16 protein-coding genes and 3 tRNA genes are annotated in these 21990 nt (G+C 49.8%); 13 read left to right on the plus strand and 6 right to left on the minus strand.

Annotated elements, in window-relative coordinates:
* Positions 1-41: 41 nt before the first annotated feature.
* From ACJJIR_RS03600 to ACJJIR_RS03610, 3 genes are all read right to left on the minus strand, one after another.
* The gene (locus tag ACJJIR_RS03600; protein WP_444907368.1) at positions 42-1466 is read right to left on the minus strand and encodes a hypothetical protein; all 1425 of its coding nucleotides are present in this window, start codon (positions 1464-1466) and stop codon (positions 42-44) included.
* A 554-nt stretch (positions 1467-2020) separates the two neighbouring features.
* Complete coding sequence (locus tag ACJJIR_RS03605) at positions 2021-3364, minus strand: hypothetical protein (RefSeq protein ID WP_444907369.1); 1344 nt, start codon at positions 3362-3364, stop codon at positions 2021-2023.
* Positions 3365-3994: 630 nt separating this feature from the next.
* Positions 3995-4291: a hypothetical protein gene (locus ACJJIR_RS03610; protein WP_444907370.1), complete on the minus strand. Its 297-nt coding sequence runs from the start codon at positions 4289-4291 to the stop codon at positions 3995-3997.
* A gap of 367 nt (positions 4292-4658) precedes the next feature.
* On the opposite strand from ACJJIR_RS03610, the gene ACJJIR_RS03615 reads away from it, so the two are divergent.
* Positions 4659-6047 (plus strand): MFS transporter, encoded by a 1389-nt coding sequence (locus ACJJIR_RS03615; RefSeq protein ID WP_444907371.1) that lies wholly within the window; start codon positions 4659-4661, stop codon positions 6045-6047.
* A 35-nt stretch (positions 6048-6082) separates the two neighbouring features.
* Here ACJJIR_RS03615 and ACJJIR_RS03620 read toward each other — a convergent pair whose 3' ends face one another.
* Complete coding sequence (locus ACJJIR_RS03620) at positions 6083-7294, minus strand: hypothetical protein (protein WP_444907372.1); 1212 nt, start codon at positions 7292-7294, stop codon at positions 6083-6085.
* 810 nt (positions 7295-8104) lie between these two features.
* Between ACJJIR_RS03620 and ACJJIR_RS03625 the strand changes: the two genes are divergently transcribed.
* A complete protein-coding gene (locus tag ACJJIR_RS03625) occupies positions 8105-9265 on the plus strand; it encodes an NnrS family protein (RefSeq protein ID WP_444907373.1) in 1161 nt (386 codons plus the stop codon).
* A gap of 82 nt (positions 9266-9347) precedes the next feature.
* Here ACJJIR_RS03625 and ACJJIR_RS03630 read toward each other — a convergent pair whose 3' ends face one another.
* Positions 9348-9770, minus strand: a complete 423-nt coding sequence (locus tag ACJJIR_RS03630) for a GFA family protein (protein ID WP_444896197.1) — start codon at positions 9768-9770, stop codon at positions 9348-9350.
* An 82-nt stretch (positions 9771-9852) separates the two neighbouring features.
* Positions 9853-10644, minus strand: coding sequence for a PhzF family protein (locus ACJJIR_RS03635; protein WP_444907374.1), 792 nt, complete (start codon positions 10642-10644; stop codon positions 9853-9855).
* Between the two features lie 194 nt (positions 10645-10838).
* Between ACJJIR_RS03635 and ubiM the strand changes: the two genes are divergently transcribed.
* The 11 genes from ubiM (at position 10839) to pnp (ending at position 21952) form a co-directional block, all read left to right on the plus strand.
* On the plus strand, positions 10839-12005 hold the full coding sequence (ubiM, locus tag ACJJIR_RS03640; protein ID WP_444907375.1) for a 5-demethoxyubiquinol-8 5-hydroxylase UbiM: 1167 nt from the start codon (positions 10839-10841) through the stop codon (positions 12003-12005).
* A gap of 288 nt (positions 12006-12293) precedes the next feature.
* A tRNA-Met gene (locus ACJJIR_RS03645) sits at positions 12294-12370 on the plus strand.
* 41 nt (positions 12371-12411) lie between these two features.
* Positions 12412-12488 (plus strand) — tRNA-Met (locus ACJJIR_RS03650).
* A 37-nt stretch (positions 12489-12525) separates the two neighbouring features.
* Positions 12526-12602 (plus strand) — tRNA-Met (locus tag ACJJIR_RS03655).
* A 136-nt stretch (positions 12603-12738) separates the two neighbouring features.
* Positions 12739-13203: a ribosome maturation factor RimP gene (gene rimP / locus ACJJIR_RS03660; RefSeq protein WP_108734364.1), complete on the plus strand. Its 465-nt coding sequence runs from the start codon at positions 12739-12741 to the stop codon at positions 13201-13203.
* A gap of 42 nt (positions 13204-13245) precedes the next feature.
* The gene (gene nusA / locus ACJJIR_RS03665; RefSeq protein WP_413663186.1) at positions 13246-14748 is read left to right on the plus strand and encodes a transcription termination factor NusA; all 1503 of its coding nucleotides are present in this window, start codon (positions 13246-13248) and stop codon (positions 14746-14748) included.
* Between the two features lie 64 nt (positions 14749-14812).
* The gene (infB, locus tag ACJJIR_RS03670) at positions 14813-17716 is read left to right on the plus strand and encodes a translation initiation factor IF-2 (RefSeq protein ID WP_444907376.1); all 2904 of its coding nucleotides are present in this window, start codon (positions 14813-14815) and stop codon (positions 17714-17716) included.
* 89 nt (positions 17717-17805) lie between these two features.
* Positions 17806-18204 carry a 30S ribosome-binding factor RbfA gene (rbfA, locus tag ACJJIR_RS03675; RefSeq protein WP_108734361.1) on the plus strand — a complete coding sequence of 133 codons (399 nt, stop codon included), beginning with the start codon at positions 17806-17808 and terminating at the stop codon, positions 18202-18204.
* Positions 18205-18207: 3 nt separating this feature from the next.
* Positions 18208-19149, plus strand: a complete 942-nt coding sequence (gene truB, locus ACJJIR_RS03680) for a tRNA pseudouridine(55) synthase TruB (protein WP_444907377.1) — start codon at positions 18208-18210, stop codon at positions 19147-19149.
* Positions 19150-19295: 146 nt separating this feature from the next.
* Positions 19296-19565 carry a 30S ribosomal protein S15 gene (gene rpsO, locus ACJJIR_RS03685; protein ID WP_252083174.1) on the plus strand — a complete coding sequence of 90 codons (270 nt, stop codon included), beginning with the start codon at positions 19296-19298 and terminating at the stop codon, positions 19563-19565.
* Between the two features lie 263 nt (positions 19566-19828).
* A complete protein-coding gene (gene pnp, locus ACJJIR_RS03690; RefSeq protein ID WP_444907378.1) occupies positions 19829-21952 on the plus strand; it encodes a polyribonucleotide nucleotidyltransferase in 2124 nt (707 codons plus the stop codon).
* Positions 21953-21990 lie beyond the last annotated feature (38 nt).

Raw genomic sequence — 21990 nt, forward strand, 5'->3', positions numbered from 1 at the left:
TGATAGGGCCTGCAAAGAGGTTTGCAAGGCCCTTGGTTTTTTTACTGCATATAGGTGGCGCTGTTGTTGTCACCTAGTTGGGTGACACTGATTGTATCGCTAAAACCGGTCTGCGTTACCATTAGGAAATTGCTATTGCCATCCTGAGACAATGTAGCAATATCTGAAGATCCACTCTGAGTTAGATCTATTTCGTTGAGATTGCCGCTCTGGTTAAGGGTGGCTGAAATACTGTCTCCGTCTTGGAGGGAATTAATCAAGTTGTCCTCGCCATCTTGTGAGGCGTAAAGGTCGGCATTGAAGTTGGTTTGCTCCGCATTTATTGTGTTTAATTCACTCATTTGAATTATCTCAGCCGAGTGGTTGGAGCCGGTCTGTGTCAGATCCGCATCATTGCCATTACCAATTTGGCTGATGGAGTAGTTATTATCAGATACAGTTTGCAGGCTAACAGAAATACTATTGTTGTCACCTTGCTGAAGGTTTGAACCTACACTGTTATTGGCATTGTCATCTGTGGAACCAAAGATATTGTCATTTCCATATTGTTCAACTGTAGTAAATTGATCAGAACTTTGGCCTCGTACGGTAAACCCTGAATTGAAATTGCCGATCTGTGTTAATTGGACTGAAGTGTTTGAGCTGCCATCATCATCTACCCCTCCGCCGGTATTATCATCACCCATTTGAAAGACGCTGATACTGCTATTAAAACTATCCCACTGGCCTGATGTACCGATGTTCCTATCACCGATGGATACTACAGTCAAAACTGCCGAATCCATATTCTCCTGTCCTGATGAACCAATATTATCGGTGCCAATCATGGTAAATTGCATCAAGCTATTTGTAGAATCTCTTTGTGGAGAGCTACCAACATTACTTGTACCGCTAATGTTATAGATCATTGAAGTATTGGTCGTATTTTCTTGTAAGGAGCTGCCAATATTGTCGGTTCCCATGATGGTGAAGCTCATTAATGTATTCGTTGTATTTTCCTGAAGGGAGCCACTACCATTATTTGTACCCATAAGGGTATTTATCATAGTTGTACTAGTAGTGCCTTCCTGCCTTGAGCCGCCAAAATTATCGGTACCGATAAATGTCTCTTGCATTACACTATTGCTAGTTGAAATTTGGTCCGTTCCCGTTCCGTTATTGTCTCCTATCAAAGTAATTACTGCTGAAGAATTACTGCTTCCGTCTTGTTCACTATTCGCGAAGTTGTTGTCTCCCTGCTGGGTTTGAATAATGGTTCCATTGCTGGTGGCATTGAATTGTATTGCTTCAGCATCGTTATTGTCGCCAATCTGAGTCTGCGAGATTAAACTATCAGTGGCACCAGTTTGGTCCCCCATGGCCATATTCCCGGTTCCCTCTTGATTAACAATATAAGTATTGTCACCATACGCAATACCGGAAATGGCTAACGCTAAGGTAGTGATTGCAAAGGCTGATGTTTTCATAAATGATTCCTTTCATTTAATGATTTATGGATGGTGTTAAGAGCGATAGATCTCTTGCTTCTATAAAGGTAATTAACGAATGAAACTTCTGTAGCTCAGTTAATTTTTAATGAGCGCTAAGTAAGAAGCTTAAGGGCCCTAAATGGTGAGAGAAGTAGTGATAATGCTTGCTTGTACTGATCCCAAGCCATTTTTTGGCATTAATGCTTGGAGATGCCGAGGCTATATTCATTTTTGCTTCGATTGATGTGAAATATTTATTCCAAATTTTTCACCTGTATTGGTTGATTTTACTATTCATTTAATTTGCTCCTATTTGGTTTGTTGGTCCGCCAAAATGTAGTGAAGTGATAAATGACCCCTACTTACGGTATCGCTTTTAGTATTATTAATAAATAAGATAATTGGTATGAGATAAAAGCACTGAGATGCTAGTAAAAAAGTCTGATTTAATCAGTATTTTCATTGCAGAGTTATATTGATATTTGATAGTGGATAGAATATGTATGGTTAGGTGGAGTCCATATATGGGTATACGGACTCCTATCAACGATTTACTGTGTAAAAGTGGCGCTATTATTGTCACCAAGCTGTGTAACATTAATGCTGTCGTTGAAGCCTGTTTGCGTGACCATCAAGAAATTATTATTGCCATCCTGAGATAAAATAGCGGTATCCTGCTGTCCACTCTGAGTTAAATCTATTTCATTTAAACTTCCTGTTTGGTTCAGAGTAGCTGACTCTGAGTCTCCATCTTGCAAGGAGCTAATTAAGTTGTCTTCACCACTTTGCACCGCGTATAGATATGCATCAAAACTGCTTTGTTCAGCGTCTATAGTATTCAAATCATCGATTTGTATGATTTCTGCATAGTGAGAAGACCCACTTTGAGCAAGTAACGAGTCGTTGCTATCTCCTGTTTGGGTCACTGAGGAATTACTATCAAAGGCTTGACTTAATAATGTATCAGCATTATTACTTGAGCCCTCTTGAATGATTGAGGCAGTGATATTTGCCGAGTCATTATATAGGATAAAGGAGTTATTTTGATCGCCTACCTGTAACAAATAACTTGTACTACCACTGGTGTTATTTGAAGATGACCCAGAAAAGTTGTCGTCTCCATATTGTTCAATTGTATCATTTTGGTTAAAGCTTACATCGTGAACAAAATTGATAGTATTTGAGTTTCCTTGCTGGATATTCACAACGCTATTATCAGCACTTCCGTCATCATCAAAACCACTAACAATATTCGAGTCACCAGTTTGTTGTATTACAATACTGGTATTGGAGCTATCTTCCTGAAAAGTTGATGCAATATTATCGTTACCATTGATATCAACTACCAAAGATACAGAGTCAGAGTTTTGTTGAAAGGAGCTACCAATGTTGTTATCTCCTGTTATCGTGAATTCCATTATGCTGTTTGAAGTTAAAGTTTGAAATGATCCGCCGGTATTATTGGAGCCAGTGATGGTATATTCCATCGTGGTATTACTAGTAGAGGTTTGCTGGGTTGCTCCCTGATTGTTATCCCCAACAATGGTCATGATTCCGCTGGAGTCAGTTGTTCCATCCTGAAAGGCAAAAACATCATTGGTATCGCCCTCTTGATACTGAATGATCACTCCATTAGTATTGCCATTAGATTGTGACGCTTCAGCAATATTATTATCGCCGATCTGGGTTTGCTCAATCAGGTTATTGGTAATAGTGGGATCACTTTGATCCCCCATTGCGGTATTTCCCGTACCCTCTTGATAGAGGATATATTCATTGTCATCTGCATGAATCAGACCACTGATGGCAAGGGATAGGGTGGTAACGGCTATAGGTAAGATCTTCACAAGTAACTCCTTTACTTCAATTCGTTGTGGCGTTTTGATGACGTTCACAGTACTTCCTGTACAACACAGGTGAAATCCATATCCAATCTCGGTGTAAACGAACGGAGACTACATTCCGCCTCTACCGTCCGCTGGGCATTGGGGGGTGATTTGATCGGCCCTAAATGGTGAGTGAAGTAGTGAGACTGCTTATTTGCACTGGCTCCAAGCCATTGTCATTGGCATTAGTACTTGGATATGCCGGGGCTAAGATCATTGGCGGCTTTCTAAAAAAGACTCAATGATTCCAAATTCTGGTGGGCATAAGTGCTCACCGTTTGTCATAGATATTTCTCCTCTGTAATCCGTTTGATTGGGCTCTCCAAAAGTCGAAATCCAGCTCGTTTCAGATATTGGAGCCTTGGAAAAAGTATTGACAATGAGACTCCTTAGGGGAATGAGATAAAAGCACTGAGATACTGGGACTAAAGTCGGAAAATATCTGATATTTTCAGTGTGTTAGGATGTGGCTGCTGGGAGGAGAGTTGGATGATAGATTCTGGGAGATAGCTGTCTGAACATACAAGTTCCTAGAGATTGGCACATGGCTTTACTGCAGAGAAATCGCGGTATTATTACCAAATTAAGTAGTGGTGATGCTATCGTTAATTCCTGCCTGCCTGCCTGCGTGGGCATTATTTAATTGTTGTTGCCGTTAAATTGTGTTGCTTCAACGTTATTATTGTCACCAACCTGAGCTTGATTTATTAAGTTGTTAGTGGTTGTTTTTTCAATTTGATTTTCAGTAGCAGTGTTGCCAGTTCTTACTTGGTTGATGAGTAAGTATTGTTCGCCAGGGCCTGATGGCCATGATTGATCGAGAGAATGGTAATGGCTAAAGATAGCACCTTCATGGGAAAATCCTGTCAGTCTTTGATTTTTGATTTTTGATTTATAAGAATTGGAGAAGGGGCCCCGCTCAAGCCTGTCGATCAATCCTGATTGATCATCGGCTGATAGCTTTAAATACTTCTGCTACCGGATACTGCTTTTGGACTGATTCGATCTGCTAAACATGGAATGAGGATTAGTGAGACTGCGGACTTACACTGACATCAAGCCATTGTTGTTGGCATTAATGCTTGTCTATGCCTGAGCTGGGGCCTAATCAGAGTATTGCGGAAGAAAGTAATTCTGGATATAGGAGAAAAGCACCGAGATTCTAGTAATAAAGTTTATGAGAACCCCATTGGTTCTAGGCTGTTACTTGGTGTTGCCTGATAATTTGCGCTGCAGTTGGTCCTTCATTGGTCCAAGCTTATATATCCATTGCATAACTTGCAAAGTGTGAAGTTTGGCATTTATGGCAGCCTCAAAGACCCCGCTATCGCGATCACAGATTATTGGCTTAACAGCATTGTCGTTGGCAGTCTTTTTGGTGGCCAATGATTTTACGGCCTTCTCCGTCGCTATCCCTGCAATGGAAAAACATTTTAACGCAGATATCTCCACCCTTCAGTGGGTGATTAACGGTTATGCATTGGTGTTCGGGATTTTTATAGTTACTGGCGGGCGCTTGGCGGATATGTTTGGTCGACGCCGGCTATTTTTTGTTGGAACCTCAATCTTCGTCTTTTTTTCAGTTTTGGGTGGTCTGGCCGTCAATGAATGGATGCTGCTGGGAAGCCGGGCATTAATGGGTGTTGGTGGTGCTCTGATGTGGCCCGCTGTGCTCGGCATGACCTATCAGATCATGCCTGATGACCGCGCCGGTCAGGCAGGCGGTTTGATAATGACGGTGTGTGGCTTTGCGAACTCTGTAGGGCCACTGTTGGGTGGTTTCTTTACAGATTTTCTTAGCTGGCGCTGGATTTTTTTTATTAACTTACCCATCGCTTTGGCGGCAATGTTGGTGGGTTGGAAAGTAATTGAGGATGATAAGCCCGATGAGAGCAATGAAAAGGTTGACTATTGGGGGATGGCCTCATTATCAATTGGCCTTTTGGCTTTAATGTTATCTCTGGATTTTGTTATCGATGTAGGATTTAGAAGTCCTTTAGTGATTGGACTTTTAGTAACATCGGTGATTTTCTTTTTGGTATTTGCCTGGGTTGAGCCTCATACTCGCTCTGACCCACTTATTCCCCCGGATGTAGCTACTAATTGGCGCTTTTTTTCTATCTGTGTGGTGACTTTGCTTCTATCGGTCACTTTTGTATCTATGTTGCTTTATATTCCTCAATTTTTAATTAAGGAGTTGAGCTATTCTGCAGTTTGGTCTGGTGCGGGTTTATTGCCGGTGATGATTACCTATGCGGTAGTCTCATATATAGCAGGGTGGTTATATGAATTTTTGGGGGCTCGCCTAATTTTAGCGGGAGCGGCACTCTTTTTAGGTTTGGGAATGTTTTTACTTTCTGGCCTAGTGGTTCGCGATCACTATCTGCACTTGGTACCGGGAATGCTCACTCTCGGTATAGGATTAGGCTTATATTTTCCTACGATAACGACTACTGCGGTTACGGTATTGGGGCCTGCCAGGGCAAGCTTGGCGGCGGCCTTAATTTATATGTTCCAAATTATCGGCGGTGCTATTGGTCTGGCGATGAATACAACGGTTGTTGCGATGGCTCCGGAATTATCTGAAGGTATTGATCGGGCATTTACTGTTAATGCGTGTTTGGCTGCTGCAGCACTGATTGTAAGTTTGCTGTTTGTGAAAGGGGATGTTTCCCAGAAAGAAAAAATCTGAGCAATAAATAATATGGTTTTTCTTAGCCTCTTTCTCTACTGTATGTATATCGCAGAATTGTTACTGCCAATCTGTGAAATGGAGATAGTAGCACCAAAACTCAATTGAATTACCTGGAGAAAGTTGTCTGTACCTAGTTGTAGTAGCTCTGCACTATTAAAGCTGCCGGTTTGAGTGAGATTGATAGTGTTTAGCTCACCCAGTTGAATGATGTCCGCATCATCAATATAACCAGACTGCGTTGAACTTACTTGATTCTGTAGGCCTTGTTGCAGCAACTGTAGTCTTGCACTAAAGCCATCTTGAATGGCTATTAATGTGTTTTGATCAAATTCCTGGTCTATAGCTGCCTCAGAGGCTGATCCACTTTGACTAATATCAGCACTATTATCTGATCCACTTTGTGTGACAACACTACTGGCCCCTTCAATAGCGAGTTGTATTGACGTGGCGCTATTACTTGTTCCTGTTTGTGTTATCTCGGAAAAATTATTGATGTTTATCTGGTTGATTGTGGACCCGTTGTTTGTTCCACTTTGAGATGTAAAGGCCTGGTTGTTTTGAGCAAGATTAACAATTATAGAAGCGCGATTACTCTGTCCTTGCTGGATGGAACTGTTAAATCCCTGAATAGAGTTGCTTGTTTGGATGCTAGTAGCACTGGAATCTGTAAGTTGTACTATTGAGTTGGTATTAAAGGCGCCGTTAGTATTTGTTATCCGGGCAGTGTTGTTATTGCCAAATTGTTGAATTTGATTATTGGTTCCCAGAGACTGTATCAGGATAATTCTAGTATCAATATTCTGGCTTCCACTTTGGATAATACTGGCAGAGTTTGCTATGCCACTTTCTTTATCGATAATCTCAGCTCTATTAAAATTACCTAACTGGCTAATAGAGACATCACTAAGAGCAACATCATCTTGGATAGATTCCGAAAAATTTAGGGTTCCTATCTGCGAGATGTTAGCAGTTGTACCAGTGGAAAGATTTTGTATGCTCGTAATTTGATTTAGGGATTGTTCCTGACTGATGCTTATAGTGCTAAACAGTGTACTTGTCTGTGAGGTTTCGGCCTTGTTGAGAACATTAAGCTGGGAGACTGATGTCGTGCTACCCAGGCTGCTGGATTGGACTGACATTAGCTCGTTTGATACGCCTCTCTGCAACTGGATAATAGATCCTTCAGTATTGCCGTTGGATTGCTGAGCCACCACATTATTAAATTCACCATCTTGTGTTTGCATGATGAGATTGTTAATGATGGTTGGGTCGCTTTGGTCCCCTATAGCCCGATTGCCAATACCCTGTTGTGACAGGATATAAGTGTTGGTTGCGAGGGCCTGGCAGCAGAATAGTAAGGTTGATGCCGCGATAAGATAGCCTGGTATGAGCATAATTCCTCCACTGCACAGGCTGGCGTAAATCTTTAACTTAGGCTGTATCTTGCCGGCACTGGACACCGTGTAATGATTGCCATATAAAATTATGGTGAAAATATAATGGTTTGTATATGAGAGATAAGTACTGAATTACTAGGGAAATAGGTTCAAGCTTTATTCCTGGTTGAGTGTTTGTTTATTGGTGGCTCCGTGTATGTTTCTGTAAATGGAAGTGCTTCCCAATTTGAGTAAACTTGTGAGATACTTCAAGTCCACTTCACCTTTGCCCAGTTTTTCCTGAAAATAGAAATAACCCTATAAAACGTGTGGTTTTTTCAGGTTATCTACACAGAAAAAGATTCTTCACCCCAGTTAGAATAATTCACAGACTACTCATTTTTTTGTTAACTATTTTTGTTAATTGAGTGAGAATAGGGCTCTTTCCCAATCCCTGGAAATGGAATCTCGGGCGATATCCCGCACTGATGCGGATGACTGAAAAGTCGGCGCTTTTGCCTAGGTTGCGGCGCCGCCGGACAGATAAACCCCTGTGTCCTGCTTTTTTTAGGACGCCTTTGATTCTCCAAGCAAAGCAGGCCTGTCGGGGTGGTCTTGTACTGCGAATTATTTGTGTAGGGAGCCTGGTGTTCCCGTAGTTGGTAAGGAGAATGGATTTTGATACCTATCGTTGACCGCGCGCGCGCGGAGTCTATTGCACCTATTTGGCGTATGCCGTTTCGCCCTTTTTTCTGGGGAGCTGCTCTGTGGAGTATGGTTGCCCTGGTTATCTGGCAGGGGCAGTTATTCGGTTGGCAGATGCCGGCTTTTCGAATGGGGGTAGTCTGGCACTCCCATGAGATGCTGTTTGGGTTCGCGGCTACCGTTGTTGTGGGTTTTCTCGGCACGGCCATGCAAACCTGGACTGGTATCCCCTCGCCAAAGGGAACCCAACTTATTGCTTTGGTCGGCCTGTGGCTCTTGGCCCGTTTGGGTTACCTGTTGGCGGCGGTCCCTATTTGGATGCCGGTGATTGCTGAAGTCTCCTTTTTCCTGTTCTCAGCGTTTTTGCTCGGAGCCAGGGTGTTGCGAACCAAGCAGTGGCGAAATATGTTTGTATTGCCTGCGATGCTGATGTTTGCTGCATTGTCCGCTAGCCACTGGTTGCTGCCAGGGGCACAGAGCCGAATCGCCTTGCTGGCTTTGCTGTTGGTGACGGCGATTATTCTGATAATCGGCGGGCGGGTTATACCCTTCTTTACGGCGCGCCGCTTTCACTTGAGCCCAAGAGATAAGATACCGGCTGTAGAGTGGGGTACCCATATTGCTGCGGTGGGCTTGTTGCTATCGGTGGCTGTTGGTTTGCCGCAAATGGTTTGGGCCTTTTTTGCGGTCTCTCTGGGTATTTTGCAGGTGATCCGGGTGGTGCGCTGGCACCCTACAAAAATATGGGCAGAACCGATGGTTTGGTCTCTGCATGTGAGCTACTGGTTGGTTATTTTGGGGTGTTTTCTCGCGGCTCTGGCCTGGAGCCAAATTGCCCCTTCCTGGCAGAGTCCCGCCTTGCACGCATTTGCCGTTGGCGGTATCGGCGGATTGATCTTGTCTATGACCAGTCGCGTCAGTCTCGGCCACACAGGTCGGATATTGAAGGCGCCGCGCTTGATGCCCCTGGCTTTTATGGCCCTGGCGTTATCTGCTCTCGCACGTGTGTTTTGGGCACCCGCCCCGAGTGGTTTGCTCGCAGCAATTATTGCCTGGGTAGTCGGTTACACGCTTTTCTTACTGTATTACACCCCGGTGCTTTTCCAGCCGCGCGTTGACGGTCATCCCGGCTAATTCTCTCTATGTGATCTTCAGTTGCTGCGAGAAACCTTATCATCGCAGCAACTGTGGTCGAGTAAAGCCATCATTAACTGGTCTATTCAGAGTCCGCACTAGCTACCTGGGGTAGTTTGTCTACTTTAGGTACTGTTTCCAGTTCCCGGTCCCACTCGGCTTTACTGGCCATAAAGATATGGGCATTAGGCCTTACATCTATTGGGCGATCCAGACTGCCAGCGGGAACAGCGAGGAGGCCAATTTCAGGATCTTCTCGTGGCACTGCGGAACCGCATTGATTGCAAAAGCTTTTGCTGTGCCTCGTCCCTGCCAGCTTAAAGGTTTTGACTTGTTCTGCACCGGATAGCCATTCAAGTTTCGCTGATGCGAAGAATAGGTTTGCTGCATGGGCTGAACCGGTATCTTTGCGGCAGTAACTACAGTGGCAGAGAAAGAAGCCGCCAAAGTCACCTTCAATTTCGAAGTTAATAGTGCCACATAGGCACGATCCTTTTTGTTCCATTGCTCAATGCTCCTCTGTTTAGTTGTACTTATCGTAATTAGGGGAAACTGTGATTTATTTTGGAAATCCCGGCGTTGGGGTATCAAACCCGTATGGTCCCGCTCAAATAGGGTACTGCTTTGCCTGAGATAATGACCCTGTCCCCGGCGATGGTGCAATTCAGCAGGCCGCCGCGCTTGGAGGCTTGATAGGCGATCAGCTCTTTCTTATCCAGAATTTGTGACCAGTAAGGGGCGAGCCCTGTGTGAATAGAACCGGTCACCGGATCTTCGGCACCACCATTGGATGGCCAGAAATATCGGGAGATAAAATCGTACTTATCGGATTTTGCCGTGACGACCACATCGTAGGGGGCGAGCTTTCGCAGGCTGCTCGCATCCTGCTGTACATCCAATACTTCTCGCTCACTATTGTAGATGGCAAAGTAAGCTTGGTTGTTAAGTAACACCTGACTTGGTGTTATTGAAAGCCCCTCCAGCAATTCCTGCGGTATGCGATCTACGGGTTGTGGCTCCCTTCGTGGGAAGTCCATGGAAATAATTCCATTTTCCCCTCGGCTTATTGCCATTTTGCCCACAGCGGCCGCATGGAGCTGGAGTTGCTCGCATTGAGGGTTTTGAGAAAAAAGAACATGGGCTGACGCCAGGGTGGCATGACCACAAAAATCAATTTCCGTTAACGGTGAAAACCAGCGAATTCCATAATTGGTATCTGGGCGTTTTACCAGGAACGCGGTTTCGGAAAGGTTATTTTCTGCAGCGATGGATCGCATTAAATTTTCATCCAGCCAATCCTCAGTAACAACAACTCCGGCTGAATTTCCGTGAAAGACTTTGTCGGTAAAGGCGTTAATGAAATGAATTTTAAGTTCCATATTTGAACTCCATGGTGCTCCAGCTTTTCAGAAGCGCTGATGGCGGGCGTGATATTTTATACCCCTAAAGTTCACCAATTTATACCTCTGTAGAGCGGCTTGGGATTGGCTTTAACCTGATCTGGATCAGTTTATCCCGGATGTGAGTCACTAGAGTGACTTGTATTTGTTGCGTGCAAATCAGGGGTGTGAAAATGACGGAGTCCGATGTAGCTATCGTAGGTGCTGGACCGGCGGGACTTTCCTTGGCGGTGATGCTCGCCCGCAAAGGGTGTCAGGTGGCAATTATTGAGAGCCAGGATAAGTCGGCACTGTCCGCTCCCGTTGATGATGGCCGCGAGATTGCCCTGACACATAAATCCTACAAGCTGCTGCAAGAACTGGGGGCTTGGCAGAGATTATCCCCGGAAGAGATTAGTCCGCTAAATGCTGCCGAAGTAGTCGACGGCAATTCCCCTTCGACACTCCACTTTAGCCCAGGAGAAAGGGGGCCGCTGGGTTTTATTGTCTCCAACTCTGCAATCCGGCGAATCTTATATGAGGCAGTTTTGGAGACTGAGAATATAACGCTGCTCGATAACTCGACCGTTACCGGGATGACATTGAGTGGCGCTATGCGTCATCTTGAGTTGGCAGAGGGGGAGGGCGTGCGCGCTTCCCTGGTGGTTGCAGCCGACAGCCGTTTTTCTGAAGTGCGACGCATGGCGGGAATTGGCGCCGATATGCGCGACTTTGGCCGAGTGGCGATTGTCGGCCCTGTACGCACCGAATTACCCCACGATGGTATTGCCCGGGAGTGTTTCCGCTACGGCTCGACACTGGCGCTGTTGCCTTTGCCCAAGGCAAATATTTCATCGGCCGTGGTTACTGTTCCCGCCAGTCTCTCTGCCCAGATTATGGCGATGGGTAATGAAGAGTTTGCCGGGCACGTATCCCGCGAAAGCGCGTCCCAGCTCGGCGGTGTCGAAGCTTTTGGTGAGCGCCACTGTTATCCATTGGTTGCGGTCTATGCACATCACTTTTTCACTGAGCGCTTTGCCTTGGTGGGAGATGCTGCTGTGGGGATGCATCCAGTGACCGCACATGGATTTAATTTGGGCTTGGCCGGTGCGGATACTTTGGCTCGTCAACTGGATAGTGTTAGCCGTCTATATAACCCGGCCAAGCTGACTCGGGCCTTGGCCCGTTACCAGATGCTGCACCGGGTTGAATCCAAGCCGATTTACTCTGGAACTAATAGGGTGGTGGATTTGTTTACTGACGATCGCCTGCCGGCCAAGTTGCTGCGCAAAATGGTGTTGCGAGTCAGTGATCGCTTTCCCCCAATTCGAAAAGCAATAGTGCACCAGTTAACTCGCTAGCTTATCCAGAGGCTTGTTAAGAGAGTTTTGCTCTTCGTTCTTTTTATAAAAAGTACTTGTGCAAGAAAGAAGACGGTATATGAAGGTGGCCTGCTTGCGGGATTTTCTTCCTTTTCTATACTGATTTGCGAGATGGTAGAGACGGCTTTAACCCCCCGGTGAAAACAAATGCCAATTACGGCTTGACTCACCGGGTCAGCACCAATAGAATGCGCAGCCTCTTGAGTGGTTGGGCTGGTCCCGCCGCAGGGAAACAAAGATCAACCAGGCTTTGTTTCTTGGAGTTGTTGCGGGGTGGAGCAGCCTGGTAGCTCGTCGGGCTCATAACCCGAAGGTCGTAGGTTCAAATCCTGCCCCCGCTACCAATTTTACCTTCGGGTAAAATATTTGATTGCGCATTTGTTGTTGCGGGGTGGAGCAGCCTGGTAGCTCGTCGGGCTCATAACCCGAAGGTCGTAGGTTCAAATCCTGCCCCCGCTACCAACTTTCCTTAGGGAAACTTTGATTGCGCTTTCGTTGTTGCGGGGTGGAGCAGCCTGGTAGCTCGTCGGGCTCATAACCCGAAGGTCGTAGGTTCAAATCCTGCCCCCGCTACCAAATTTTGCATTCGTGCACACTGACTGCACGAATGTGCGGTCAAAGCCCCGTCAGGGGCTTTTTCGTATCTGCAAGAAAAGTTGCAGATATTTTTCGAAGTGGGCCGTAGGCCCATTTTTTGTATGTGGTGACGAGAATGGCGAGCAAACGCGAATTGCTGGAAGAGCTTCTGGCGCCGGTGGTGGCATCGCTGGGGTGTGAGTTGTGGGGTATTGAGTACCAAACCCACGGTCGCAATGCGCTGCTGCGCATTTATATCGACTCCGAAAACGGTATTTCCGTTGAGGATTGCGAGAAAGTGAGCCGCCAATCCAGTGCTGTACTGGATGTGGAAGATCCCATCAGTAGTAAGTACACACTTGAAGTCTCTTCCCCAGGGCTCGACCGCCCTCTTTATAAGCTGGCCCAGTACGAGCGCTTTATCGGCGCCCAGATTGAAGTTCGCCTGCGTATGCCTCTGGATGGGCAGCGTAAGTGGCGCGGACTGCTGGCCGGTGTAGAGGGTGATGAAGTGGTTCTGCGTGTAGATAGTGAAAACGAATACCTTTTGCCGATCGACAGTATCGAAAAAGCAAATATCATTCCCCAATTTACCAAATAACCTGTAGGAGCCTGAGCTCAGGCGATTTTGAGGCACAGTTGCATGAACAAAGAGATCTTGCTGGTAGCCGAGGCGGTATCCAACGAGAAGGGCGTTGACCAGGAGATTATTTTCCAGGCCATCGAAGCGGCATTGGCAACGGCCACGAAGAAGCGCTACGACGAAGATTCAACCATTGAGGTTATCATTGATCGTCGTTCAGGCGATTACGAGACTTTCCGCAGCTGGGAAGTGGTCGGTGATGAAGTCTTGGCTGAGTTGGGTACCCAGTTCACCCTGGAAGAAGCCCACGAAAAAGATGCTGACCTGAAAGCAGGTGACGTTTTCCGCGAGCAGGTGGAAAATGTAGAATTTGGACGCATCGCCGCACAGACCGCAAAGCAGGTCATCGTACAAAAGGTACGTGAAGCCGAGCGCGCCAAAGTTGTAGACGAGTACCGCGATCGCGTCGGCGAGATGGTTAGCGGCACTGTGAAGAAGGTGACCCGCGACTTTATCGCTGTAGACCTGGGTAATAATGCCGAAGCGCGCCTGCCCCGCGATCAGCTGGTTGGTCGCGAAATTTTCCGACTCGGTGATCGCGTGCGCGCAATCCTTTTGGAAATCCAACCGGAAGCCCGCGGCCCCCAGCTGATGCTGAGCCGCTCCTGCCCGGAAATGATTGTCGAATTGTTCCGCATTGAAGTGCCGGAAATTTCCGAGCAGGTAATCGAAATTAAAGGCGCGGCCCGCGATCCCGGGCTGCGTGCAAAAATCGCTGTAAATACCAACGACGGTCGCATCGACCCGGTGGGTGCTTGTGTGGGCATGCGCGGCGCGCGTGTTCAGGCGGTATCCAACGAGCTGTCTGGTGAGCGTGTAGATATCGTTCTGTGGGACGAAAACCCCGCTCAGTTCGTTATCAATGCGATGGCGCCAGCAGAAATTGAATCCATCGTGGTCGACGAAGACACCGGTTCTATGGACGTAGCCGTGGCAGAGGAAAACCTCGCAATGGCTATCGGCCGCAGCGGCCAGAATGTGCGCTTGGCCTCCGAGCTGACCCAGTGGCAGATCAATGTCATGAGCAGTGACGAGTGGCAGAGCAAGCAGGAAGCCGAGTCCAGCTCCATCATGCAGGTGTTTATGGATCGCCTGGATATCGATGAAGACGTTGCTGGTGTGCTGGTTGAAGAGGGCTTTGCCTCTCTTGAAGAAGTAGCTTATGTACCCATCGAAGAGATGCTCGCAATTGAGGGCTTCGATGAGGATATCGCTGAGGAGCTGCGCGCCCGCGCCAAGGACACCCTGTTGACCCAAGCGCTGGCATCTGAAGAGAAGCTGGATGCATCTGAGCCCCAGGAAGACCTTTTGAATATGGACGGTATGGAGCGCCAGCTGGCATTCCAACTGGCCAGCCGTGGTATTTCCACGATGGAAGACCTGGCAGAGCAGGCTGTCGATGACCTGCTGGATATCGAAGGTCTCGACCAGGAGCGCGCTGCAGCGCTGATTATGAAGGCGCGTGAGCCCTGGTTTGCCGATGACAGCGGCGAAGAAGCTTAAATGCAGCGAAAAATAACTTACGTATAAGTAACCCCCTCCGACCAAGTGACTTTTAGGAGAGAGAATGGCCGAAGTAACAGTTAGTGAACTCGCCAAATCGGTTGGTGCCACCGAAGACCGTCTGCTCAAGCAGATGAAAGAAGCGGGTTTGCCTCACACCTCTGTGGATGCAGTGGTGTCAGACGAGGAAAAGCAGGTCTTGCTCAGTTTCCTGAAAAGCAGTCACGGGGAGCAGGGCGCCGCGCCGCGCAAGATCACCTTGAAGCGCAAAACCACAAGCACGCTGAAGACTGGCTCTGGCACCGGCCGCAAGACTGTGAATGTGGAAGTGCGCAAGAAGCGCACTTATGTGAAGCGCCCTCAAGCTGAGCTTGAAACCGTAGCGGCAGGCGAAGAATCGAGCAGCCCCGAGCAGGAAGCGGCAGTCGATGCCCTGCAAAATGAGCAGGAAAGACTGGAGGCCGAAGCCGAACGCGCTCGCGTAGAAGCCGAGGCAGAAGCTGCACGCCTAGCGGCGGAAGAAGAGGCGCTAGCCAAAGCCGAAGCCGAGGCGAAAGCCAAGGCTGAAGCCGAAGCGAAAGCCAAGGCCGAAGCAGAAGCAAAAGCCAAGGCTGAAGCCGAAGCGAAAGCAAGCAATGAAGTAAAAGCCGATCAAGATGCGGCTAAATCAGAGGATAAGACCGCGGAAAACGTAGTGAAAAAGGCAGAGCCCGCCGCACCAATCCGCTCAAGCTACTCAGACGATATCGAGGCAATGCGAATTGCCGCGATGGAGCGTCGCAAGCAGCAGGCTGAGCAGGAAAAGCGTGAACTTGAAGAGAAGAAAGCTAAAGTAGAAGCTGACCGACGCGCAGCCCAGGAAAAGAAAGAGAAAGCTGCACAGGCTGCACAAGCTGCACAGACAGCCAAGGCTAAGCCAGCACCGGCAAAAGGTGCTGAGAAGACCTCTGAGGTCAAGCCAGCTCTGCGTCGCAAGCTGGAGGCAGCATCCACTGCTCCCGCTGAAGCTGATCGCTCTGAGGACGAGCCGCGTAAGCGTCGCGGTCGCCGCTCCAAGTCCGGCCCGAAAAAATCCAGCAAAACCGCTCTGTACGAACAGGCGCTGGAAGTATTTGAGGAAGACGAAGCATCCAAGCGCAGCACGCGCTCCCTGTCTCGTCCGACCTTGAAGGTTAAACCTACGCACGGCTTTAAAAGGCCCACGGAGAAACAGGTGTACGAAGTACAGTTGGGCGAAACCATCACTGTTGGCGAGCTGGCCAAACAGATGAATGTGAAAGCCGGTGACCTGATCAAGCGCCTGATGAAAATGGGCGAGATGGTTACTATCAACCAGAGCCTGGACCGTGAAACTGCACAGCTGATCATCGAAGAGATGGGCCACAAGGTGGTATTCCGCTCTGAGAGCGAGCTGGAGGAAGCGCTGGTTGCCGAGACCCAGGCCAGTGAAGGCACTGAGGTGTCCCGCGCACCAGTAGTTACCGTTATGGGTCACGTTGACCACGGTAAAACCTCCCTTCTGGACTACATCCGTAAGACCAAGGTGGCTTCCGGTGAGGCCGGTGGTATTACCCAGCACATCGGTGCTTACCGAGTAAAAACCAGCCAGGGCGAGATCGCTTTCCTGGATACCCCCGGACACGCCGCCTTTACTGCGATGCGCGCCCGTGGCGCCCAGGCGACTGACGTGGTTATCCTGGTGGTGGCTGCTGACGACGGTGTGATGCCGCAGACTGAAGAAGCTGTGAACCACGCCCGCGCTGCCGGTGTACCGCTGGTTGTTGCAATCAACAAGTGCGACAAAGAAGCTGCCGATCCCGATCGTGTTAAAAACGAGCTGGCTGCGAAAGATGTAATCCCTGAAGACTGGGGCGGTGATACCCAGTTTATCAATGTGTCTGCACACACTGGTGAAGGCATCGACGACCTGCTGGAAGCGATTTCCCTGCAAGCAGAGATGCTGGAGCTGAAGGCCAAGGTCAAGGTACCGGCAACAGGTGTTGTGATCGAATCCCGCCTGGAAAAAGGTCGCGGTGTTGTGGCCACCCTGCTGGTACAGAACGGCGAGCTGAAGCGCGGCGATATCGTACTGGCAGGTCAGAGCTACGGCCGTGTTCGTGCCATGACCAACGAGCTGGGCAAGCAGGTTAAAGAAGCTGGCCCTTCAACTCCGGTTGAGCTGCTGGGTCTGGACACCACACCCAACGCCGGTGACGAGTTCATGGTGGTTGCGGATGAGCGCAGAGCTCGTGAAGTAGCTGAACAGCGCGGTGATAAAGAGCGTCGCGAGCGCATGCAGCGCCAGCAGGCAGCCAAGCTGGAAAACATGTTTGCGAACATGGAAGCCGGCGAGCGCAAAGTACTGCCGGTTGTTATCAAGGCGGACGTTCGCGGCTCCCTGGAAGCTATCCTGGGCGCATTGGCGGATATCGGCAACGAAGAAGTTTCTGTCAACGTTGTGTCCAGCGGTGTAGGTGGTATCGCCGAGAACGATATCAACCTGGCCCTGACCTCCGGCGCTATCGTACTGGGCTTCAACACCCGTGCTGATGTGGCTGCCCGAAAGGTTGCTGAGACAGAAGGCGTAGAGATTCGTTACTACAGCGTTATCTACAACCTGCTGGATGAAGTAAAACAGGCTCTGTCCGGTATGCTTGATCCGGAAATACGCGAAGAGATCGTGGGTATTGCCCAGGTTCGCGATGTGTTCCGCTCACCGAAGTTTGGCGCCATTGCCGGTTGTATGGTTACTGAAGGTACCGTCTACCGCAACAAGCCGATCCGCGTACTGCGCGACAACGTTGTGATCTACCAGGGCGAACTGGAATCCCTGCGTCGCTTCAAAGACGATGTGCAAGATGTGCGCAACGGCATGGAGTGTGGTATCGGGGTTAAGGACTACAACGACGTTAAGTCCGGTGACCAGATCGAAGTTTACGATATCGTTAAGGTTGCTCGCGAACTCTAAGGAGTTCCGCAGCGGATCGAGGATAAACCCGCGCGGCCTAGCCGTGCGGGTTTTCCTGTCTTTAAACCGCCATTCTCAGTAGGTAAACAATGGCAAGAGAATTTCATCGCGCAGACCGCGTCGCTGACGCCATGCGCCGCGAGCTGGCCCAGCTGATCCAACACGAGATTCGCGATCCTCGCCTGGGTATGATCAACGTCAATGATGTTGAAGTCAGCCGCGACCTAACCGTTGCTAAAGTTTTTGTCACCCTGGTGGGTGAGGATGATCGCAGCAAAATTAATACCTCTATCGAAGTGCTGAATAAAGCCGCCGGCTTTTTGCGCACGCAGCTTGCGCGCGCAATCCAGATTCGCACTATTCCCCGTTTGCACTTCCGCTACGATGAGACCTCGGTGCGCGGCCAGGCGCTGTCTGCCCTGATCGACAAGGCGGTTAAAGAAGATCGCAAACACCAAGACGACGATAGCGACTCCAACGAAGATTAATCCATGGGCCGCAGACCAAAATGGGGCCGGCCGGTTCACGGCGTGCTGTTATTGAACAAGCCCGCCGGGATTACCGCCAACGACGCCCTGCAAAAAGCCAAACGACTCTTTTTCGCCAATCGCGCCGGTCACACCGGAGCGCTGGACCCCCTGGCAACCGGCGTATTGCCGATCTGTTTCGGCGAAGCGACCAAGTTTTCCCAGTACCTGCTCGATGCGGACAAGCGCTATCGAAGTACTTTTGTTTTCGGCATGACCACTGCTAGTGGCGATGCCGATGGCGATGTACTGGAAACTAAAGATGCTTCCGGTTTGACCGAAGAAGCTGTGCTGAAAGCGATGGAAGCCTTTCGCGGTCCCATCAAGCAAGTGCCGTCCATGTACTCGGCCCTCAAGCACAAGGGGCAGCCGCTGTATAAGTTGGCGCGCCAGGGCTTGGAAGTGGAGCGCGAGGCGCGGGAAGTAGAGATTTTTGAATTTGAACTGCTGAGCTTTACACCGGGCGCCCAGCCCCGTGCAGAAGTTGAGGTTCACTGCTCCAAGGGCACTTATATTCGCAGTATTGCCGAAGACCTGGGCCAGGCCCTGGGTGTCGGTGCCTATGTGGAAGAGTTGCACCGCAGCGCAGCCGGTCCCTACGTCGAGGCCGATTCAGTGACTCTGGATGCCCTCACCGCGGAGCGCGGTGAGGGCATGGCGGAGGAGTTGGATCACCACCTGTTATCGGTGGATTCTCCTGCCTCCTCGCTGCCCAAACTCACCCTTCCGGACGAGTCTGGTTACTATGTGCGTCAGGGGCAGCCGGTAATGGATTTGCAGGTCTACCGTATCGGTGAAGAAGGTGATATGGTGCGCCTCTTCCTGGAAAATGGCGATTTTCTGGGCGTAGGAGAAATTACTGACGACGGGTGCGTAGCGCCTCGGCGTCTGGTAAGTAGTACTTAAGCAGAAAACGCTATATTGGTGAGAGCCGATAGCGGTTGATGTGAGAGTATTGCAGTGGACTAAGTCCACAACAGTGAGTAGCTGGTCTGTAAATATGCACGGGCCAGCCGAATCTTTTAAAGCATATTACGACGAGGTTAATCGTTATGGCACTGTCTGCAGTAGAAAAAGCAGCAATCCTGAAAGAGCACGGCCAATCTGAAGGCGACACCGGTTCTCCGGAAGTCCAGGTAGCCCTGCTGACTGCCAACATCAACAAACTGCAGGGTCACTTCTCTGCGCACAAGCAGGATCACCACTCTCGCCGTGGTCTGATCCGCATGGTAAACCAGCGTCGCAAGCTGCTGGACTACCTGAAGCGCAAGGATCTGAACCGTTACGCACAGCTGATCGCTAAGCTCGGCCTGCGTCGCTAAGACCCTGGAATGCCCGCCTCTGGCGGGCATTCTTCTTTAATGCTTGCTGAAAAGTGGCGCTGTTGTCACTTTTCGGCAGTTTCGCAACACAACCCCAGGGGCAAATATCCCGGCGGATGTGCTGCGTTTGCACCGGCCACCCGGGTCGGTAGCGGTACATCCCCGTATCGCTCTGGATTGAAGGTTTGGAACTTCTATCCAGGCAACCACTGTAGGGGTTACTGGAATGGGCCAGTAACCGTAAGGAAATAGGAAAAAAACTAGTGAATCCAGTAAGCAAAACTTTCCAATACGGACAACACCAAGTCACCATCGAGACCGGTCGTATCGCGCGCCAGGCTACCGGTGCTGCCCTGGTTAGCATGGGAGAGACTGTCGTCCTGTGTACTGTTGTCGGCGCTAAAGAAGCTAAGCCAGATCAGGGCTTCTTCCCGTTGTCCGTGCACTATCAAGAAAAAGCCTACGCGGCTGGCAAAATTCCCGGTGGTTTCTTCAAGCGTGAAGGCCGCCCGTCTGAAAAAGAAACCCTGACTTCCCGTCTGATCGATCGCCCGATCCGCCCGCTGTTCCCGAACGGCTTTATGAACGAAGTTCAGGTGATGTGTACGGTTCTTTCCGCTGAGAAGGACATGGACCCGGATATCGCTGCCATGATCGGCACTTCCGCAGCGCTGTCTGTTTCCGGTATTCCTTTCGCAGGCCCAATCGGTGCTGCGCGCGTGGGTTACACCCAGCAAGACGGCTACCTGCTGAACCCGGGCTACGAAGCTCTGAAGACCTCCGAGCTGGACATGGTCGTTGCCGGTACCAAAGACGCCGTACTGATGGTGGAGTCCGAAGCCCAGGAGCTGCCGGAAGACATCATGCTGGGTGCGGTACTCTACGCACACCAGGAAATGCAGGCCATTATCAAGGTTTGTGAAGAGTTGAAAGCGGAAGCGGGCAAGCCCCAGTGGGACTGGCAGGCTCCGGTGGAAAACACCGAGCTGAAAGCTGCCCTGGACGCTCAGTTTGGCGAGAAGGTTGCCGAAGCCTACCGCATCACCAACAAGCAAGAGCGCAGCACCCGCCTGACGGAACTGCGCAGCGAAGCCGCTGAAGCCCTGGCTACTGAAGAAATTAGCGCCGATCTGGTAAAAAGCTACTTCGGCAAGCTGGAGAAGAAGCTGGTGCGTGGCGCTGTAGTGCGTGGCGAGCCCCGTATCGACGGTCGCGACAGCAAAACTGTACGTTCGATCGCTGTGGAAGTTGGCGCTCTGCCCAAGTCCCACGGCTCTGCGCTGTTCACCCGTGGTGAGACCCAGGCTCTGGTAGTGGCTACCCTCGGTTCCACTGGCGATGCACAGATCATCGACGCCCTGGAAGGTGAGCGCAAAGACTACTTTATGCTGCACTACAACTTCCCTCCCTACTCTGTAGGTGAAGCGGGTCGTGTAGGTGCTACCGGTCGTCGCGAAATCGGTCACGGCCGCCTCGCTCGTCGCGGTATCGCTGCAGTTCTGCCGAGCCCGGACAGCTTCCCCTACACCGTGCGTGTAGTTTCCGAGATCACTGAATCCAACGGTTCCAGCTCCATGGCTTCCGTATGTGGTTCCAGCCTGGCGCTGATGGATGCGGGTGTTCCGCTGAAGGCACCGGTAGCCGGTATCGCTATGGGTCTGGTGAAGGAAGAAGAAGGCTACGCGGTTCTGACCGATATCCTCGGTGACGAGGACCACCTCGGCGATATGGACTTCAAAGTAGCGGGTACCGCCTCTGGTGTGACCGCGCTGCAGATGGACATCAAGATCGAAGGTATTACCGAAGAGATCATGGAAACCGCTCTGGAGCAGGCTCTGCACGCGCGTCTGCATATCCTCGCGGAAATGAACAAGGTGATCGACTCTTCCCGTACCACCGTGAATGAGAACGCACCGCGCTACGCGACCCTGAAGATCCATCCGGACAAGATCCGCGACGTGATCGGTAAGGGCGGTGCGACTATCCGTTCCATCACTGAAGAGACTGGCGCCTCCATCGATATCGAAGATGACGGCACTATCAAAGTCTTCGGTGAAGACGGTGAGAGCCTGGAAGCGGCGGTAACCCGCATCGAGGAGATCACTGCGGAAGCTGAGATTGGCGCTATCTACGAAGGTACCGTGGTACGTATCGTAGACTTCGGTGCGTTCGTTAACTTCCTGCCGGGCAAAGACGGTCTGGTGCATATCTCCCAGATCGCTGAAGAGCGCGTAAATGCCGTAACTGATTACCTGAGTGAAGGTGAGAAGATTAAGGTTAAGGTGCTCGACGTTGACCAGCGTGGACGTATCAAGCTTTCTATCAAGGAAGCCAAGGCCGATGCAGCTGCCGCTGAAGAAGCCAAGCAAGCTTCCGACGAAGCTTAAGTCTACGGACTGAAAAAACCCGGCATTTAAGCCGGGTT

The organism is Microbulbifer maximicatervae (SeqCode) (assembly GCF_052467385.1).

What these genes read in the sequence shown, in the direction of transcription:
- ACJJIR_RS03620 (WP_444907372.1), bottom strand. Translation starts at nt 7,294, where the DNA reads ATGCAAACACAAGATGGTGAATTTAATAATGTGGTGGCTCAGCAATCC.
- truB (WP_444907377.1), top strand. Translation starts at nt 18,208, where the DNA reads ATGGGCCGCAGACCAAAATGGGGCCGGCCGGTTCACGGCGTGCTGTTA.
- nusA (WP_413663186.1), top strand. Translation starts at nt 13,246, where the DNA reads ATGAACAAAGAGATCTTGCTGGTAGCCGAGGCGGTATCCAACGAGAAG.
- ACJJIR_RS03635 (WP_444907374.1), bottom strand. Translation starts at nt 10,644, where the DNA reads ATGGAACTTAAAATTCATTTCATTAACGCCTTTACCGACAAAGTCTTT.
- ACJJIR_RS03615 (WP_444907371.1), top strand. Translation starts at nt 4,659, where the DNA reads ATGGCAGCCTCAAAGACCCCGCTATCGCGATCACAGATTATTGGCTTA.
- rpsO (WP_252083174.1), top strand. Translation starts at nt 19,296, where the DNA reads ATGGCACTGTCTGCAGTAGAAAAAGCAGCAATCCTGAAAGAGCACGGC.
- ACJJIR_RS03630 (WP_444896197.1), bottom strand. Translation starts at nt 9,770, where the DNA reads ATGGAACAAAAAGGATCGTGCCTATGTGGCACTATTAACTTCGAAATT.
- ACJJIR_RS03600 (WP_444907368.1), bottom strand. Translation starts at nt 1,466, where the DNA reads ATGAAAACATCAGCCTTTGCAATCACTACCTTAGCGTTAGCCATTTCC.
- rbfA (WP_108734361.1), top strand. Translation starts at nt 17,806, where the DNA reads ATGGCAAGAGAATTTCATCGCGCAGACCGCGTCGCTGACGCCATGCGC.
- rimP (WP_108734364.1), top strand. Translation starts at nt 12,739, where the DNA reads ATGGCGAGCAAACGCGAATTGCTGGAAGAGCTTCTGGCGCCGGTGGTG.
- ubiM (WP_444907375.1), top strand. Translation starts at nt 10,839, where the DNA reads ATGACGGAGTCCGATGTAGCTATCGTAGGTGCTGGACCGGCGGGACTT.
- infB (WP_444907376.1), top strand. Translation starts at nt 14,813, where the DNA reads ATGGCCGAAGTAACAGTTAGTGAACTCGCCAAATCGGTTGGTGCCACC.